Raw genomic sequence first — 17,543 nt, 5'->3', positions numbered from 1 at the left:
CTAAGGAGTTGTCATGAGCTCGCCCGCTGAGCTTTCCGCATCTGAGCTGCCCATGGACTCAACGCTGACCGGGCCGGTACTCATTATCGGCTCGGGTCTGCTGGGTGCCTCTATTGGTTTGGGGCTGCGTGCGGCAGGATGCGAGGACGTGTACGTCCAAGATATTTCACCCACCGCCGAGGCTGTGGCGCAGGATATTGGTGCCGGTACAAGTTTCTCCACTCTGTCGGAGGAGGAGCGCACCGCCTTCGCCCCGCAGCTGGTGGTGGTGGCTGCGCCTCCGGATAGTGCCGGTGCCGTGTGCGCTCGCGCGTTGAACACCTATGCGCCTCGACCGGAGGCGGGCTACCCCGGCGCCGTGGTGACGGATGTTGCCTCGGTGAAGGTGCAGCCGCTGGCTGATGTGCTTGCCTCGGGTGCGGATGCGTCCCGTTACGTGGGTTCGCATCCGATGGCTGGGCGTGAGAAGTCTGGCCCGGTGGCTGCTCGCGGTGAGCTGTTCCAGGCGCGTCCGTGGATTATCTGCGAGCACGATTCGGTTCACCCCGAGTGTGTGCGCCTGGTGCGTTCTGTGGCGGTTGAGCTGGGCGCGATTGTGACTTCTCTGAGCGTTGAGGAGCATGATCAGACGGTTGCCCTGATCTCTCATGTGCCGCAGGCGATGAGTTCACTGTTGGCTTCGCGTCTGCAGGACACTCCGCTGTATGCACTGTCCCTGGCGGGTCAGGGTTTGCGCGATACGGTGCGTATCGCGGCTTCGGACCCGACGCTGTGGGTGCAGATTTTTGCGGCGAACGCTGACCCGATTGTGCAGACCCTCTACGGTGTGCGTGATGACCTGAACCGCCTCATCGCGACGCTGGAGAACCCGACGGCGTCCGGCGCTCGCCTGGATTTGGCGCAGCTGATGAGTGAAGGCAACGCGGGCGTTAGCCGTATTCCGGGTAAGCACGGTACTGCCCCCGCCGCGTTCGCAAAGATGACGGTGCTGGTGGACGACACCCCCGGCACGCTGGCTCGTTTGCTTGCCGAAATTGGTGAGCTGGGCGCGAACCTCGAGGATTTGCGTCTGGAGCACTCGACGGGTGCCCCGGTGGGTATGGCTGAAATCTCGGTCAATCCGTCTATTCATGAGGCGCTGGTCCGCGATTTGTCGGCTCGCGGTTGGCGTGTTGTGAAGTAGAGTTAAAGCTGTATTTTCCGGCATAAAGTTTGAGACGAATTTTAAGGAGTGCTGATGCACGAGAACCCTAAACTGACGATTGCTATTGACGGTCCCTCCGGTTCCGGTAAGTCGTCTGTGTCTAAGGAAGTTGCACGCCACTTTGGCCTGGCGTACCTGGACACCGGTGCAATGTACCGTGCCGCAACCTACCGTGTGCTGGAACTTGGCATTGACCTGAACGACGCTGAGGCGATCGCGAAGGCTGTCGAGGAGATGCCCCTGGTGTTCGGTACGAACATTAAGGAAGAAGAGATTCTGATGGGCTCGACTGATATCCGTGAGGAGATTCGTAGCGAGCGCATTTCTTCGGCGGTGTCTGCTGTGGCTTCGGTTCCGGCGGTTCGCGAGCACCTGATTGGCCTGCAGCGTTGGATGATTAACCACGCTATTAACGGCATGGTCGCTGAGGGCCGCGACATCACCACCGTGGTCGCTCCCGACGCTGATGCGCGCATCCTGCTGACTGCTTCTGAAGAGGTGCGCATGGCGCGCCGCGGCCTGGAGAATGCGGAGAAGTCCGGTGCTTCGGGTGACTTGAGCAAGCAGATCGCTGAGCGTGATGCGAAGGATTCGAAGGTCAATAACTTTATGGAAGCTGCTGAGGGTGTGACCCTGGTGGACAGCTCGGATCTTGATTTTAATGCGACGGTCTCTGCAGTGATTAATGCTGTGAATGACCAGTTGAAGGCGAAGCGCGCGGGCTAGGCCCCGCCGAAACGCTGGGGGAGTGGTGCATCCGCTCCCGAGAAGACGTTGAGCCGCGCTCGCGTGCTGGCCCTTGGGTTGGGCGTGGGGCGGGTAGAGAAAGGAATGCGCATGGCTGAGGACGCTATCCGCGACGATTACGAAGATAAGTACCTGGGCGGTGGCGAGGACGACGTTATCGAGCGCCTCGCTGAGATTGATGATGAGACCGCTGACCAGCGTGCTCAGGCTCTTCTTGAGGGTCTTGAGGACTACGACCTGGATGAAGAGGACCGCGCCCTGCTGGGTGCCTGGGGCTTCGACATTGAGGAAGAGGAAGAGCAGCTCGCTGATCCGGTAGTGGCGATTGTTGGCCGCCCGAACGTGGGTAAGTCGACCATCATTAACCGTATTCTGGGCCGCCGTGAAGCGGTGGTTGAGGATAAGCCGGGTGTGACTCGTGACCGCGTGTCCTATAAGGCTGAGTGGCTGGGTAAGAGCTTCACCCTGGTTGATACCGGTGGTTGGGAGTCTGACGCTCGCGGTATTGATGCTCAGGTTGCTGAGCAGGCTGAGATTGCTGTGGAGCAGGCCGATGTTGTGGTCCTGGTGGTTGACGCTCGCGTGGGTGTGACCGCTTCGGACGAGCAGATTGTGCGTATGCTGCGCCGCGTGAAGAAGCCGATCATTCTGATTGCTAACAAGATTGATGACGCTCACCTGGAGCCGGAGATTTATAACCTCTGGTCGCTGGGTATGGGTCAGCCGTTCCCGGTGTCGGGTCTGCATGGCCGTGGCCTGGCGGATGCTCTGGACGAGATCCTTGAGGTCATGCCGGAGCACTCGCAGTTCGCTCAGCCGGAGGCGCTGGGTGGCCCGCGTCGTGTGGCTCTGGTGGGTCGCCCGAATGTGGGTAAGTCGTCGTTGCTGAATAAGTTGGCTGGTTCTGAGCGTGCCGTGGTGAACGACCTGGCTGGTACGACTCGTGACCCGATTGACGAAATTATTGAGCTGGGCGGCTACCCCTGGCGTTTTGTGGATACCGCGGGTATTCGCCGTCGCCAGCACATGGCTAAGGGCGCGGAGTTCTACTCTTCGCTGCGTACTCAGACTGCTCTGGAGCGTTCTGAGGTTGCCGTGGTGCTGCTGGATGTTTCCGAGCCGATCTCTGAGCAGGACGTGCGCATCGTGCAGACCGTGATTGATTCGGGTCGTGCGATGGTCCTGGCATTCAATAAGTGGGATACTCTCGATGAGGATCGCCGCTACATGCTTGAGCGCGAGATTGAGCGCGACCTGGCGCACGTGCAGTGGGCTCCTCGCGTGAACATTTCGGCGAAGACCGGCTGGCACAAGGACAAGCTGGTGCCCGCTCTGGAGCACTCGCTGGAGTCGTGGGATTCGCGTATTCCGACCGGTCGCCTGAATGCGTTCCTGGGCGAGATTGTTGCCGCGCATCCGCACCCGCTACGTGGCGGTAAGCAGCCGCGTATTCTCTTTGGTACTCAGGTGTCTTCGCGTCCGCCGAAGTTCGTGCTCTTTACTACCGGTTTCTTGGATCCGGGTTACCGTCGCTTCATTATGCGTCGTCTGCGTGAGACTTTTGATTTCACGGGTACTCCGATTGAGATTTCGATGCGTGTGCGTGAGCGCCGCTCTCTGGGTGAGCGTCAGAGCGCGAAGGCTAAGAAGGGCAAGAGCGGCCGCCGCTAGTAGCGGGGGTGTCTGCTTGATGCCGTGTTGCTGGGCTGGCTCCCTTGCTAGGCTTGGCCCCCGCGCGTTGGGTTCTGTACGGAAAATCTGCAAGGAAATCCGTGAGGAAAAGATTTTTAAGATTTTTTCTAAAAATAGGGATTCTGGCTTGCGCGGGGGATAAAAGCCCGGTATAGTTATTCGAGTGTTCAGGGGAAACCTTGAAAACAATATCGTGAATAACGAATCGGGTTGTGGCGCAGCTTGGTAGCGCACTTGACTGGGGGTCAAGGGGTCGCAGGTTCAAATCCTGTCAACCCGACAGATAAAGCTCCGGAAGGTTTTCCTTCCGGAGCTTTTTTGTATGCCGTTTAGGGGTTTTGTTTTGCTTGCTTGGATGAGGAGATACGGGAATTGGCGCCAAAAACACGGCTGGAAGCACCGAAGTGCGCTCTCTTCCTTGAGATGGCGGGGGAGAGGCCGGCATTGCACCTGTAAAGCGGTGGGGCTTTAGGTTAGGTTGCAATTATGAGCTTGAATCTAAATGTTGGAATATGCCCGATTTTGTGGGTGATGGGTGGTACATTGGGTACACAAGGAATCGCGTTTTAGCGGTCAGAAATTTTAGCTTCGGCACTGAATTTCCCTTGACAAATCAAGGAATATTTAGGTTTCTGTGACTAAAACACGACTTCATACACACTGAATTTCATAGCTGCAAAACCAACACGAACCCAAGCGAAGGCAAATATCCCGGTGGGATAGCCTCCCCAACGCACAAGACGGCAGGGAGCCAGGCCTTATGCACACGGCACACACACCGCCACGAGCGTCGCTGGGAAGGTTTTACGGCACAAATCGATCCCGCCCCTCGGGCGCGGAAAGGAACACAATAAACCATGTGGCAGCAAGTCTATGACCCGCTGAACTCGAGCGCACTCTCCGCACTCGTGGCAGCAGTCCCGATTATTTTCTTCCTTCTGGGCCTCACCGTCCTGAAGCTCAGCGGTATTAAATCTGCCGTTATCTCCCTCGCTATTGCACTGGTCATCGGTTGCGCTATCTTCGGCATGCCCGTTACCGCGGGTGTGGGCTCCATCCTCCACGGCTTCCTCGCGGGTATGTGGCCCATCGGCTGGATTGTGCTCATGGCAGTGTGGCTCTACCGCATCTCCGTGCGTTCTGGCGGCTTTGAGATTGTCCGCTCCTCCATCTCCTCTGTCTCTACCGACCAGCGCATCCAGATGCTGCTGATCGCATTCTGCTTCGGTGGCTTCCTTGAAGGCGCTGCAGGCTTCGGTATTCCGATTGCTATCTGTGCTGCACTGCTCGTGTCCCTGGGCTTCAACCCGCTCAAGGCCGCAATGTTCGCTCTGATTGCTAACGTGAGCTCCGGTGCGTACGGCGCTATCGGTATCCCCGTGACCACCGCAGCAACCCGCGGTGGCGTGGACCTACACGGTCTGTCCATCGAAATGGTCCTGGTTATCCAGATTATGGCGGGCCTGATTCCCCTGCTGCTCGTTGCTATTCAGGACGGTCTGCGCGGTATTCGCGAAGTCGGTCTGGTAGCTCTCATGGTTGGCGTTATCTACTCCGGCGGCCAGTCCGTTCTGCTCGCAACCCTCGGTAACCCCGAACTCGTCGACATCATCCCGCCGCTGCTGGCACTGGTCGCTCTGGCACTGGTCATGCAGAAGTGGCAGCCTAAGCACATCTTCCGCGAGCCCACCGCTCCCTCCCTGGAAGAAGTTCAGGCTCAGCAGAGCGTCAAGCACACCGGTGGCGAGATCCTCAAGGCATGGAGCCCCTTCGTCTACCTGTCCGTCGTGATTCTTCTCTGGTCCACCGCTCTGAAGCCCGTCTTTGCAGCTAAGGGTGCGCTTGGCTTCACCAACTTGAGCTTCAACATTCCGTGGGTGCACCAGAGCATCCAGCAGGCTGCACCGATTGTTCCTACCCCCAAGGCATTTGATGCGGTCTTCACCTGGAACATCGTGGGTGCATCCGGTACCGCAATTCTGGTGGCTGCAATCATCACCATCCTGACCTCCAAGATTAGCTGGGGCGAGGCTATCGAGGAGCTTGGCGGCACCTGGAAGCAGCTGCAGACCCCGATCCTCATGATCTGCCTGGTCATGTCCGTTGCTAACGTCATGAACTACGCGGGTATGATTACCTCCATCGCACTGGCTGTTGCCGCTGTGGGCGCAATCTTCCCGTTGCTGTCCCCGATCATCGGTTGGATCGGCGTGTTCGTGACCGGCTCCGTGGTGAACAACAACATCCTCTTCGCAGGCCTGCAGGCTACCACCGCACAGCAGATTGGCGTCAGCCAGACCCTGCTGGTTGCATCTAACACCGCCGGTGGTGTGATGGCGAAGATTGTTTCCCCGCAGTCCATCGCAATTGCAGCTGCTGCTGTGAACAGCTCCGGCGAGGAATCCAAGATTACCTCCATGGCGATCAAGTACAGTGCAGCTCTGCTGGCTATCACCTGTGTGTGGGTTTACGTCCTGTCTCTGGTTGGTATCTAAACAGCGTGAAACCCCGATGCGTGTAACCTGCCTTCTCTGAAAGTAAGGTGCCCGCGACACGGTTGAGCGAAAGCCCCCTTCTACTTCGGTAGGAGGGGGCTTTCGCGTTTCTGTGTTTGTGTGCTGGGGGGCGGGAGGTTCGCGGCTAAGGAGCGCAATTATGCACATAGGTATCATTTGTGCACACTTAAGGTCACCCTATCCTGAAGTCTCGAGGAAGACCTGTTAGCTTAGACAGATAAAGTCAAGAGCACCTAGTGAGAGGGAAAGGTTCCACTCACCGCCGCCGCGCCACGGTATATTGCCTCGGCATATCGCCACGTCAAGTAACCAAACGCCCGGCAGCTCAAGACCATCACGCTTCACCGATGGATCCATCCACGACGCAAGGACCGGACCCATCGGTTTTTATGCGGCCTAACGCTTCCATACAGCACAGGTGCCGTACCGGAAGAAGCGACCGCTAATACACACAGACCGAAAGGAACACCCGCCCCAATGTGGCAGCAAACCTACGACCCGCTGAACTCACCGGTGCTCTCCGCACTGGTTGCCGCAGTGCCCATCATCCTCTTCCTGCTGGGCCTGACCGTCCTGAAACTCAGCGGCCTCAAATCAGCACTGCTGACCCTCGGCACCACCCTCATCATCGGTTGTGCCGTCTTCGGTCTGCCCATCACTGCAGGTGCCGGTTCCATCCTCTCCGGCTTCCTCTCGGGCGCATGGCCCATCGGCTGGATCGTGCTCATGGCAGTGTGGCTCTACCGCATCGCCGTACGCGCCGGTAACTTCGACATCGTGCGCTCCTCCGTCTCCTCCATCTCGAACGATCAGCGCATTCAGGTGCTGCTGATTGCCTTCTGCTTCGGTGGCTTCATCGAAGGCGCGGCAGGCTTCGGCATCCCGATCGCTATCTCTGCGGCGCTGCTGGTATCCCTGGGTTTCAACCCCCTCAAAGCATCCATGCTGGCGCTGGTAGCTAACGCCGCATCCGGTGCATACGGTGCTATCGGTATCCCCGTGACCACCGCAGCTAAGGTCGGCGGCCTGGACACCGCGCACCTGTCCGCAGGCATGGTTCCGGTACTGCAGATCTTCGTCGCCTTCGTGCCGCTACTGATGGTCGCAATCCAGGATGGTATGCGCGGCATCCGCGAAGTCGGCCTGGTCGCACTCATGACCGGCGTCATCTTCTCCGGCGGTCAGGCAGCTATCCTGATGCTGCTCGGCTCTCCCGAACTGGTCGACATCATCCCGCCGCTGCTGTCCCTGGTAGCACTGGCGCTCGTGATGCAGAAGTGGCAGCCCAAGCACATTTACCGTGAACCCACCGCACCCAGCCTCGAAGAAGCCCAGGCTCAGCAGAACGTCAAGCACACCGGCGGCGAGATCGTTAAGGCGTGGAGCCCCTTCATCTTCCTCTCCGCAACCATCCTGCTCTGGTCCACCGCGCTCAAGCCCGTGTTCGCAACCACCGGCCCGCTCGGTGCTGCAACCCTGGCATTCCCCATCCCCGGCATTCATGAAGCCATCACTACCGGTGCCGGTAAGACCGTGACCGCCATCTTCTCCTGGAACACCCTGGGCGCATCCGGCACCGCAATTCTGGTGGCGGCACTGATTACCGTGCTGACCTCGAAGATTAGCTGGGGTGAAGCCTTTGAAGAACTCGGCGGCACCTGGAACCAGCTGAAGATGCCGATCCTCATGATTTGCCTGGTCATGTCCGTCGCAAACGTCATGAACTATGCCGGTATGACCACCTCCATCGCTCTGGCGCTCGCGGCAGCCGGCCCGGTCTTCCCGCTGCTGTCCCCGATTATCGGTTGGATTGGCGTGTTTGTGACCGGTTCCGTGACCAACGCTAACGTGCTCTTCGCGGGCCTGCAGTCCACCACCGCAGCTCAGATTGCTGTTGACCCGACCCTGCTTGTTGCCGCAAACACCGCCGGTGGCGTGATGGGTAAGATCGTCTCCCCGCAGTCCATCGCGATTGCTGCGGCGGCTGTGAACAGCGCAGGTGAGGAATCGAAGATTACCTCCATGTCCATCAAGTACAGCGCTATTCTGCTGGGCCTGGTCTGCGTCTGGTCCTTCGCGCTGTCGCTCATGGCTGGCTAACACATAGGGCTGGCTAAAGCCATTCCTGAGGCTCATACCAGGGGTAGATAGCAACGTGACGCTGAACCCCTGATGATCCTGAGGTAAAGCCCCTTCTCGACTCCATGCGGTCGGGGAGGGGGCTTTATCCTTACCAGCCGCCGTATAGGTTTGGCTCGAGCATCAGAAAGGGGCTGACCGGAGAAAATAACTACCGACAAGGACTAAATCGTAATGACTCTTAACTAGCGTTTCACACTGTAAAAGCACCCAGCACCTAGCAAAGGACCCACATGCCACAGTGATATAGTTCTCAGTGGGCATTGGCGCCGTAGGCGAGAGCACGAGCTAAGGAACTTTTAGCTTCGAGGCCTCCAACGAGAGAACCAACGCCCCGCATCGTGGAAATATCCTTCCCCGCGCCCCCTGCCTTCAGCCAAGGCTACAACACAGACACATGATGTTGCTACGCCTTTCACGTTCAGGGACCCTCAGCGGTAGAGGCGTCGTGAGGGTACGCCTCGTGCTACCCCATAAGGGCAGGCGGACGCACCCTACAGCGGCATCCAAACCGCTGTAGGTACACCCTGCAGCGAGGAAGGACATACCACTATCATGTGGTCGCAAACCTACGATCCCCTCAACTCCCCGGTGCTCTCTGCACTTGTAGCGGCATCCCCCATTATTCTTTTTTTACTCTGCCTCACGGTTTTCAAACTCAGCGGCATTAAATCAGCGCTAATCACCCTAGCCCTGACCCTGTGCATCGCACTCGGAGTCTTCCACCTGCCCTGGACAGCAGCCGCAGGTTCTATTTTCTACGGATTCCTCTCAGCGCTATGGCCTATTGCGTGGATTGTGCTCATGGCAGTGTGGCTCTACCGCATCGCGGTGCGCAGCGGAAAATTCGCCATCGTGAGGTCCTCTGTCTCCTCAATCTCAGCGGACCAGCGCATCCAGGTGCTACTCATCGCCCTCTGCTTTGCCGGGTTTATTGAGGGCGCGGCGGGCTTCGGCATCCCGATTGCTATTTCTGTGGCGCTACTGGTTGCCCTGGGCTTCAACCCGCTCAAAGCCGCTATGCTCTCCCTGGTCGCTAACGCCACCGTGGGTGCCTACGGTGCGGTTGGTATTCCCGTGACCACCGGTGCCGCTATCGGTAACGTAGACCTGGGGCACCTATCCAACCATATGGTTTGGGTCCTGCAGATCTTTGCGGCCCTCGTACCCGTGCTCGTGGTCGCTATTCAGGACGGTCTGCGCGGCATTCGTGAGGTAGGCTTAGTAGCGCTCGCAACTGGTATCGTGATTTCTGGCCTGCAGAGCATCATGCTGTGGGTCCTGCAGGACCCAGAGCTCATCGGCATTGTGCCGCCCCTTGTCGGCCTGGTGTTCCTGGCGGTCGTGATGCGTTTCTGGCAGCCCAAGCACATCTATCGCGAGCCCACCGCACCGACTCTGGAAGAGCTCTCCGCGCAGGACGAACCGACGTACAGCCTGCGCGAAGTTGCGAGCGCCTGGAGTCCCTTCATCTTCCTTTCCATCACCATCCTGCTCTGGTCCACCGTGCTGCGTCCCGTCTTCGATCATAACGGAGCCCTGGGCTTTGCAAACCTGAGCTTCCACGTGCCCGGTATCCACCACCAGATTGGCGACGGTGAAGGCCTAGCTATCCACGCGGTCTTCAACTGGAACATCCTGGGTGCGGCGGGTACCGCCATTTTGGTGGCGGCTCTGCTCTCTGCGTTCACCTCGAAAATTACCGTCCGTGAGACTCTGCAGGAGCTTAACGGTGCATGGCAGCAGCTGAAGAAGCCCATCTACATGATTTGCCTGGTCATGTCCGTAGCAAACCTCATGAACTACGCGGGCATGACCTCCTCCATCGCTCTGGCGGTAGCTACCGCGGGTGCACTCTTCCCGCTCTTCTCGCCCATAATCGGCTGGGTTGGTGTGTTTGTGACCGGTTCGGTGACCAACAATAACGTGCTCTTCGCCGGTCTGCAGGCAAGCACTGCGCATCAGATTGGTGTAGACCCCGCCATGCTGGTTGCAGCCAATACCTCCGGTGGTGTGATGGGCAAGATTGTGTCCCCGCAGTCGATTGCAGTGGCGGTTGCCGCCGTGAACGAGGCAGGGCAGGAGTCGAAGGTTACCTCCATAACCATCAAGTACAGTCTCTTCCTGCTGGTACTGCTGTGCATTTGGACGTACCTGCTCACGCTCATCGGGCACTAGGCTTTTTAAGCGACTCTTCCTGTCTTCGAGGAAGAACCGGAGAGATACGCAGAACGCTCGTTGCGAGGTCATGTCGCGGCGGGCGTTTGCCGTATCTGAGGTACCCAATGTCATACGATGCGGATAATCCACCCGGCAGGAGTAGAATTAGTGTTTGTGCCCACACACCGGAGACGTGCACAGGAGAGGCTGCCCGGCTGTTATCTGTGCGTTACTCTCTCGCCCGCTGCGTGAGACACACGGCTAACAGATGACCTACTACTCAAGGAGAAACAATGCAGGCACTCGCAACGGTCACCACCGTTTTTGCCTTCGTAGCAATCGCTATTCACGTGTACATCTGGATTATCGAATCCTTCCTCTGGACTAAGCCTAAGGGCCGCGAAACCTTCGGAATGACCGAAGAATTCGCCGAGTCCACCAAGGAGATGGCGGCAAACCAGGGCCTGTACAACCTGATGCTCTCCTGGATCGCCGCAACCGGTCTGCTCGCTTTCTGGTTCGGCTCCCCGCAGGTGGGTGTGGCACTCATGTTCGCAGGCCTGGGCTCCATGGCTATTGCCGGTGTCTACCTGTTCCTCACCTCCCCGGATAAGCGCAAGCCGGCACTGATTCAGCTGACCCCGCCGCTGCTGGCGCTGATTTTCCTCTTCGTGATGATCTAGCCCTGTGACGATCTAATTCAGAGCGGAACATCTCAACGTATAGAAGCCGCGTGCTTACTTCTACGAAGTGGCGCGCGGCTTTTCTACGCCCTCAGACGCGAGCACGCCGAGCGAGGGAGCTTAGGGCGAGGGAGCTTAGGGCGAGGGAGCTTAGGCAAAGAGCCCCGAACAGCCTCGCCGATGCGAACCCACCAGGTGCGCATCCACCATACCGACCGCGCACATGAGCGCATAGGCGGTCACCGGACCCAAGAACACACCTCCTAGAGCTTTAAAAGATTTGGTAAGAAGCGCGGACTCGGGTGTATCTGTCGGAATATCGTCCAGGGTATGTGGTGCGATAGTCTCGTGCGGCACGAAGGACCACAGCCACGCCGGTAGCCCGCCCGGTACACGTGTGCCGTCGGATAGGGTGCGCTCGCGCATCCGGTCCAAATCTTCATCGCGGAGCGTACGAACTCGACGGCGGCAGGCATTCGGCGCTTCAACGCTATCCGTATTGGTCGGGGTAGAAGAGTGGGTGATAAGGGGAAGATGAACATCCTCCGAGGACGCGTCACGCGGCGTGGCGGCAAGCTCACGCATCCGAAGGGTCAGTCGCGCGTTGGAGATGACCGCGCGAATCTTCCGCTCGTTACGGATAATCTCTTCGTCCTGGAGGAGCCGGGCAACATCCTGGTCGGTGAACGCAGCCACGCGTTCGGGATCGAACCCCTCGAAAGCGCGACGAAATGCCTCACGGCGGGCAAGAATCGTGCGCCAGGAGAGCCCCACCTGAAAAGCCTCGAGGCTCAGGGCTTCGAAGAGCCCCCGCTCATCGGTGACGGCTATACCCCATTCGGTGTCGTAGTAGTCGCGCAGAAGCTTATCAGTCACCCACGTGGGGTAACTCAGGGTGTTTTCGAAGGCGGTGGCGGGAATAGTAGGTTGCGAGGTCACGGTTTCTCCTCTCTGAGAGTGCTGAGCTCATCCGAGTATTTCGGAAGCATGTTCTACTTAAACAGTAGCTCTAGCGTGAGTAAATCGCAAGTATATTCGATTATGTGTCGTGGTGCAGAGCAATGAAACCGAAAACAAGTACGACAGAGGGCGGAGCCCGCATCCGATGCACGCTCCGCCCTCTGATAAGTCTCAAACACCGCCGGGTGACATGGCTAGAAGAGCCGCGCCTCCCGCACCTCTTCCGGCTCCTCCAAATCGAGGAGGAACTGCTTACGCTCAACACCGCCAGCGTAGCCGGTCAAACTACCATCAGCACCAATAACGCGGTGACACGGAATCATAACAGAAACCTTATTGCGGCCGACCGCCTGACCCACAGCCTGCGCCGGAGCACCCGGACCAACCGCACGCGAAATCTCGCCGTAAGTGGTGGTGTACCCGGCAGGAACAGTCTTCAGATGCTCCCACACAATCAGCTGAAAATCGGTGCCCTCAGGATCTAGAGGCAACGTAAAAGAAGTGCGCTTGCGCTCAAAATACTCGGAGAGCTCTGCCTCAGCACGCGACAGCAGCCGCGCCGCAGCATACTCACCGGCTGGCTCTTCACCATCTGCAACGCCGTGCTCCCGCAGATAGACATCCGGATTCTCAATCAGTCCACCAAGCTCATGGGGGAGCGGAAAATGCGCCTGGTCCTCGTACCAGATGCCGACGACTGCATCCGCGCGGGCGGCGATGTAGAGAGTGCCCACGGGGCTTGCGTAGCGCGTGTACCAGCGCGCGAGCGCTTCCGGCGGCTGCGGCGAATCGGTCGCTTTGGTCATGCTCTTCCTCGTTTGCTCGTGGGCGTGTACTGCAGATGGTATTAGAGGTAAATATCCCTTTCAACCATCATAGGGGAGGGGCGCCTCCGTACCGTACCCGTGGCGGGTTTTGTCTATAACTGACCGCTATATATGAGATGTATGCACCGCCGTTGAAACATCTCAGGATGCCCCGGCAATTTTGATTGAACCCCAAGAACTGGCATTCTGTGAAGTACACACCGATACACCGCAATTCAATACTCCGGCTTCTCCACCCCGCAGAGGGTGGGGGGGATGACCTGTGTTTCTCGTGCCTCAACGATGGGCTCAACGACGACTGAAATTGCAAGGAGAAACATGGAAGACCTGAAAGACATCCGCCGGCAACTCAAAGAAAACCCCGAGAGTCGAGAGCTCAATAACCGTTACGCGCAGGCGTGCCTCGACATCGCGAAAGAATATACCGTTACCTCCCAGGGGCATATCTTTATTTGCTCGCCCTCAGATTTAGAAGCCGTACGGTACGTCATGGCCAAGATCCCTGATGCTTCGCATCTAGACGGTGAAACCTTAGATGAATACAAATGTCTGAAGAGAGCTGTTACCCAGGCCCGTATAAATAGAGGTAGGCCTGGTAGCATGATGGGCATTTACTATGCCATCATCCTTTTTATAGCGATGCCTATAATGGCGGTACCAATCCTTGCGCTGTGGGAGCTCACCGCGGGGAGCACCTCAGACCACACCCGCGACCCGAAAGTCCTCATCTTTCTGATTCCTGTCGCTCTCATTACCGCTGCGCTCATCTGGGGTGGATGGCTTTTTGAACGAATCCTCGGCTGGAAATATAACGCTCTTGTAGTTCAAAAGAACAAAAGGACAGAACTAGATAGAGCTGAAGTCGAAGAGCGTCAAAGCACTGGCTCAAACCGTCCAGACATGGTTGCAGGGCCGGACTCTGAACCGCGATCTTAAAGTAAATGTGCCGCCTCACCGGTATTGGTGAGGCGGCACATTTTGCTGTCTAGGGGATGAGGAGCTCGCTACTTAGCGGCTGCCCTGTCAGAATTACGCTCCATCAGAATTACGCGCCGTCAGAAGTGCGCTCCGTGTGGTGCAGATGCGGCAGGTGAGTCGAGTGCAGGTCGTGACCGAGCACATCGTGCGCGTCCGGGTCCTCGTTCGGGAGCATGTGTGAGTACTTGGAGTAGTAGCGGTACAGCGCGTAGGCGCCAATCACAGTCAGTACGATAGCAACGCCCAGAGCCCACGGTATAGCTGCGGGAGAATACATGACAGAGAAGAGCACCAACAGCCAGGAGAGAGCAGCTGCAAGAACTGAAACGTTCATAGTAATAATTGCAAGCTTGCGGCGACGGACATCAACCATAATCGGTGCGGGAAACCCGCTCCCTCCTTCCAACGGAGCCTCTCTCCGTTCTCACGACCACCGGAAGGTGCCAGATACGTAACTAACCGCCATCTTCGGTGGTCAGAATAGAATCAATAAGCCTATATATCTATGATACGGCGCTTGAAGTGGACATCAAAGGTAAATAAACGCTGTTAGACCAACCCCCACACAACATGTGAACGGGTATCTCAACAAGGGGCATAAAACCAGTGATTTTTACAGCGAGAACTGCAACACGAAAAATGAAACCCGCTCATCGTTAACGCAGAGAACCAAGTAACAAGAGATAAAAGTCCGTCCGCCGCAGTACGTGAAGCACCGTGGCGGACGGGAACGTAAATAAAGTATCAGCGCGAACCGTCGACTCCTGTCAGGACAGCGCATGAATATGTCGCGTACGCGTCCTGTGCGGTACTGACACCTCACGAACAACACCGCGCCAGGTGACCGGCGGAAGATACCGAATTTACAAAAACCAACGGTACCCCAGCACTAATTTTTGTAGAAATTACGCCGCAATAAACGCTGAATTGAGCGTCATAAAACAGCGAAAAGCCCCGGCTGCTTCAACCCCATAGCGGGGGAGAAGCAGCCGGGGCGTCGCTAGTACGCGGGCCGTGCCGTTAGGCAACGGGTGCTGTGATTAGGCGGTCGGAACGTCCTCGTCAACCCACTCGAGGGTGCGGGAGACAGCCTTCTTCCACAGGCGGTACTGGCGGTCAACCTCTGCGGGCTCCATGGAGGGCAGCCAGCGCTTGTCCTCAGCCCAGTTGTCCACAACGTCCTGCTCGCCGCTCCAGAAACCAACAGCGATACCTGCAGCGTATGCTGCGCCCAGAGCGGTGGTCTCAACAACCTTCGGGCGGATCACGGGAACGCCGAGGATGTCAGCCTGGAACTGCATGAGGAACTCGTTAGCGGTCATGCCGCCGTCCACGCGCAGCTCGGAGAGCTCAACACCGGAGTCAGCGTTCATTGCGTCCAGAACCTCGCGGGTCTGGAACGCGGTTGCCTCCAGTGCCGCACGCACGATGTGTGCACGGTTCACATAGCGGGTCAGACCAACGATGACGCCGCGAGCGTCGGAACGCCAGTGAGGCGCGAACAGGCCGGAGAACGCGGGAACAACGTAGCAGCCACCGGAGTCCTCAACGGAGGTAGCCAGTTCCTCAGACTCTGCAGCGTTCTCAATCATGCGCAGGTTGTCGCGCAGCCACTGAATCAGGGAGCCGCTCATCGCGACCGAGCCTTCCAGAGCGTAGACGGGAGCTGCGTCGCCAATCTTGTAGGCGACGGTGGTCAGCAGACCGTTGTTGGAGAAGACGGGCTCGTTGCCGGTGTTCATGAGCATGAAGTTACCGGTACCGTAGGTATTCTTCGCCATACCCTTCTCGAAGCAGGCCTGGCCAAAGGTGGCAGCCTGCTGATCGCCCAGGATACCGGCAATCGGGGTGCCGTTAAGCAGACCGGTTGCGCGGCCGAAGCCGTACACCTCGGAGGAGGACTTGATTTCGGGCAGCATGCTCATGGGGATGCCCATGTCAGCAGCGATCTGCGGATCCCATTCGAGGGTGCGGATGTTCATCAGCAGGGTACGGGATGCGTTTGTTACGTCGGTGACGTGAACGCCGCCGTCAACACCACCGGTCAGGTTCCAGACCAGCCAGGTGTCGGTGTTGCCGAAGAGCAGGTCGCCGCGCTCTGCGCGCTCGCGTGCGCCTTCAACGTTGTCCAGGATCCACTTGATCTTGGGACCGGAGAAGTAGGTGGAGAGGTTCAGACCAACGATGTCGTGGTACTTACCAACGCCCTCTTCGCCTGCGAGTTCTTCAACGATTTCCTGGGTGCGGGTGTCCTGCCAGACGATTGCGTTGTAGACGGGCTCGCCGGTGTTCTTGTCCCACACGACGGTGGTTTCACGCTGGTTGGTGATGCCGACTGCAGCGATTTCGTGGTGGTTGACGTCGCCGTTTGCCATTGCGGTTGCTACGACCTTGCGGACGTTCTGCCAAATCTCGGTTGCGTTGTGCTCGACCCAGCCGGCCTTGGGGAAGATCTGCTCGTGTTCGAGCTGACCGTGCGCTACGTTCTCGCCTGCCTTGTTGAACAGGATTGCGCGGGAGCTGGTGGTGCCCTGGTCGATGGAGAGGATGTACTTGCGCTCGGTGTTGAGGGTTGCGGAGTGCAGAGAAGTCGTCATTGATTTTTCCTTAGAACAAAAGAACGGGGGGGGTATTAGAGAGGTTTAGAGGGGCAGAACTGCCGGAACGATCAGGCCTGCGAGGATAGCGCCGATGATTGGGCCAACAACCGGAACCCATGCGTAAGACCAGTTGGAACCGGTCTTACCGGGGATGGGCAGGAAGGTGTAGGCGATACGGGGGCCGAGGTCACGTGCGGGGTTGATAGCGGAACCGGTTGCGCCACCGAGGCTCATACTGATGGATACAACGACCAGGGCAACAGCCAAGGGGCCAGTCTGGGCGGGGGTCTTACCGGATGCGATGATCCAGCCAATCAGGACGAAGGTGCCGATAATCTCGGTGAGCAAGTTCCAGCCGTAGGACTTGATGGCGGGGCCGGTTGCGAAGATGCCGAGGCGGTCGCCCGGGTCCTCATCGAAGTGCTTCTTGTAGGTGAGGTACGCTCCGGTTGCGCCGGCCATTGCGCCGAGCATCTGAGCGACGATGTACAGGGCAATGTTGCCGGGGGTTGCGGGAACGCCGGTTGCCAGGTCGCGGCCTGCGGTTGCCAGGCCGACGGTCACTGCGGGGTTCAGGTGTGCACCGGAATGGAAGGAGAGGTACACGGCGGTGAACACTGCCAGACCCCATCCGAAGGTGATAACACCCCAGCCTGCGTCCTTAGCGTAGGACTTCTTGAGGGTCACTGCGGCGCATACGCCGGCACCGAGCAGAATCAGAATGAAGGTGCCGAAGAACTCGGAAGCGAAGATTCCGAGGGTAGTGGGGGCACCGGATGCATCCACGAGAGCGGATGAGCCGGCTGCAAGTACAGTTCCTGCGGAAGCAAGAAGAGACATTGATGCTCCTTGAAGACGAAGCGTCTGGAAGGCAAGCGAACCTTTGCTTGCGTGTTCCCGTGCGTCCTCACCGCACGGGCGGATCGGGGCACAACGCTGTGCTGAAATGTGTAGCGGTTGCTACGAAAATTTGATAGATGTTTCTGGTTGAGAAGCAGATCGTACCAGTGAGCTAACCCTGTATTTAGCGCTCTGCT

General features: G+C 58.1%; 13 protein-coding genes and 1 tRNA gene. 9 read left to right on the top strand and 5 right to left on the bottom strand.

Features of this window, described 5'->3' with window-relative positions; all coding sequences use genetic code 11:
* The first annotated feature begins 13 nt into the window (after positions 1-13).
* The 8 genes from HMPREF2927_RS08760 to HMPREF2927_RS08725 all read left to right on the top strand — a co-directional run bounded on the left by HMPREF2927_RS08760 (position 14) and on the right by HMPREF2927_RS08725 (position 11,141).
* Positions 14-1,183, top strand: coding sequence for a prephenate dehydrogenase (locus tag HMPREF2927_RS08760; RefSeq protein WP_070687208.1), 1,170 nt, complete (start codon positions 14-16; stop codon positions 1,181-1,183).
* Positions 1,184-1,237: 54 nt separating this feature from the next.
* Positions 1,238-1,930, top strand: coding sequence for a (d)CMP kinase (cmk, locus tag HMPREF2927_RS08755; RefSeq protein WP_005507701.1), 693 nt, complete (start codon positions 1,238-1,240; stop codon positions 1,928-1,930).
* A 111-nt stretch (positions 1,931-2,041) separates the two neighbouring features.
* On the top strand, positions 2,042-3,622 hold the full coding sequence (gene der / locus HMPREF2927_RS08750) for a ribosome biogenesis GTPase Der (protein ID WP_049340798.1): 1,581 nt from the start codon (positions 2,042-2,044) through the stop codon (positions 3,620-3,622).
* A gap of 227 nt (positions 3,623-3,849) precedes the next feature.
* A tRNA-Pro gene (locus HMPREF2927_RS08745) sits at positions 3,850-3,923 on the top strand.
* A 577-nt stretch (positions 3,924-4,500) separates the two neighbouring features.
* Positions 4,501-6,138, top strand: a complete 1,638-nt coding sequence (locus HMPREF2927_RS08740) for an L-lactate permease (protein ID WP_070687206.1) — start codon at positions 4,501-4,503, stop codon at positions 6,136-6,138.
* A gap of 498 nt (positions 6,139-6,636) precedes the next feature.
* Positions 6,637-8,259 (top strand): L-lactate permease, encoded by a 1,623-nt coding sequence (locus HMPREF2927_RS08735; protein WP_070687204.1) that lies wholly within the window; start codon positions 6,637-6,639, stop codon positions 8,257-8,259.
* Positions 8,260-8,853: 594 nt separating this feature from the next.
* Positions 8,854-10,476: an L-lactate permease gene (locus HMPREF2927_RS08730; RefSeq protein ID WP_070687202.1), complete on the top strand. Its 1,623-nt coding sequence runs from the start codon at positions 8,854-8,856 to the stop codon at positions 10,474-10,476.
* A 275-nt stretch (positions 10,477-10,751) separates the two neighbouring features.
* Entirely contained in the window at positions 10,752-11,141 is a 390-nt protein-coding gene (locus HMPREF2927_RS08725; protein WP_070687200.1) for a DUF1304 domain-containing protein, read from the top strand.
* A gap of 150 nt (positions 11,142-11,291) precedes the next feature.
* On the opposite strand, the gene HMPREF2927_RS08720 is transcribed toward HMPREF2927_RS08725, so the two are convergent.
* On the bottom strand, positions 11,292-12,080 hold the full coding sequence (locus HMPREF2927_RS08720; RefSeq protein WP_070687198.1) for a DNA-3-methyladenine glycosylase I: 789 nt from the start codon (positions 12,078-12,080) through the stop codon (positions 11,292-11,294).
* Positions 12,081-12,295: 215 nt separating this feature from the next.
* Positions 12,296-12,907 (bottom strand): methylated-DNA--[protein]-cysteine S-methyltransferase, encoded by a 612-nt coding sequence (locus tag HMPREF2927_RS08715; RefSeq protein WP_070687196.1) that lies wholly within the window; start codon positions 12,905-12,907, stop codon positions 12,296-12,298.
* A gap of 339 nt (positions 12,908-13,246) precedes the next feature.
* Here HMPREF2927_RS08715 and HMPREF2927_RS08710 point away from each other — a divergent pair, with 339 nt between their 5' ends.
* Entirely contained in the window at positions 13,247-13,864 is a 618-nt protein-coding gene (locus HMPREF2927_RS08710; RefSeq protein WP_070687194.1) for a hypothetical protein, read from the top strand.
* Positions 13,865-13,973: 109 nt separating this feature from the next.
* Here the strand turns inward: HMPREF2927_RS08710 and HMPREF2927_RS08705 are convergent, their stop codons facing one another.
* The 3 genes from HMPREF2927_RS08705 to HMPREF2927_RS08695 form a co-directional block, all read right to left on the bottom strand.
* Positions 13,974-14,240 carry an N-acyl-D-glutamate deacylase gene (locus HMPREF2927_RS08705; protein ID WP_233992197.1) on the bottom strand — a complete coding sequence of 89 codons (267 nt, stop codon included), beginning with the start codon at positions 14,238-14,240 and terminating at the stop codon, positions 13,974-13,976.
* 706 nt (positions 14,241-14,946) lie between these two features.
* On the bottom strand, positions 14,947-16,503 hold the full coding sequence (gene glpK, locus HMPREF2927_RS08700) for a glycerol kinase GlpK (RefSeq protein ID WP_070687190.1): 1,557 nt from the start codon (positions 16,501-16,503) through the stop codon (positions 14,947-14,949).
* 45 nt (positions 16,504-16,548) lie between these two features.
* Positions 16,549-17,346 (bottom strand): MIP/aquaporin family protein, encoded by a 798-nt coding sequence (locus tag HMPREF2927_RS08695; RefSeq protein ID WP_049345203.1) that lies wholly within the window; start codon positions 17,344-17,346, stop codon positions 16,549-16,551.
* Positions 17,347-17,543 lie beyond the last annotated feature (197 nt).

This window comes from Rothia sp. HMSC061E04 (genome assembly GCF_001813685.1).
Taxonomy (GTDB): domain Bacteria; phylum Actinomycetota; class Actinomycetes; order Actinomycetales; family Micrococcaceae; genus Rothia; species Rothia mucilaginosa.
The sequence above is the reverse complement of the archived record's forward strand: the minus strand, read 5'-3'. Positions and strand labels throughout refer to the sequence as shown.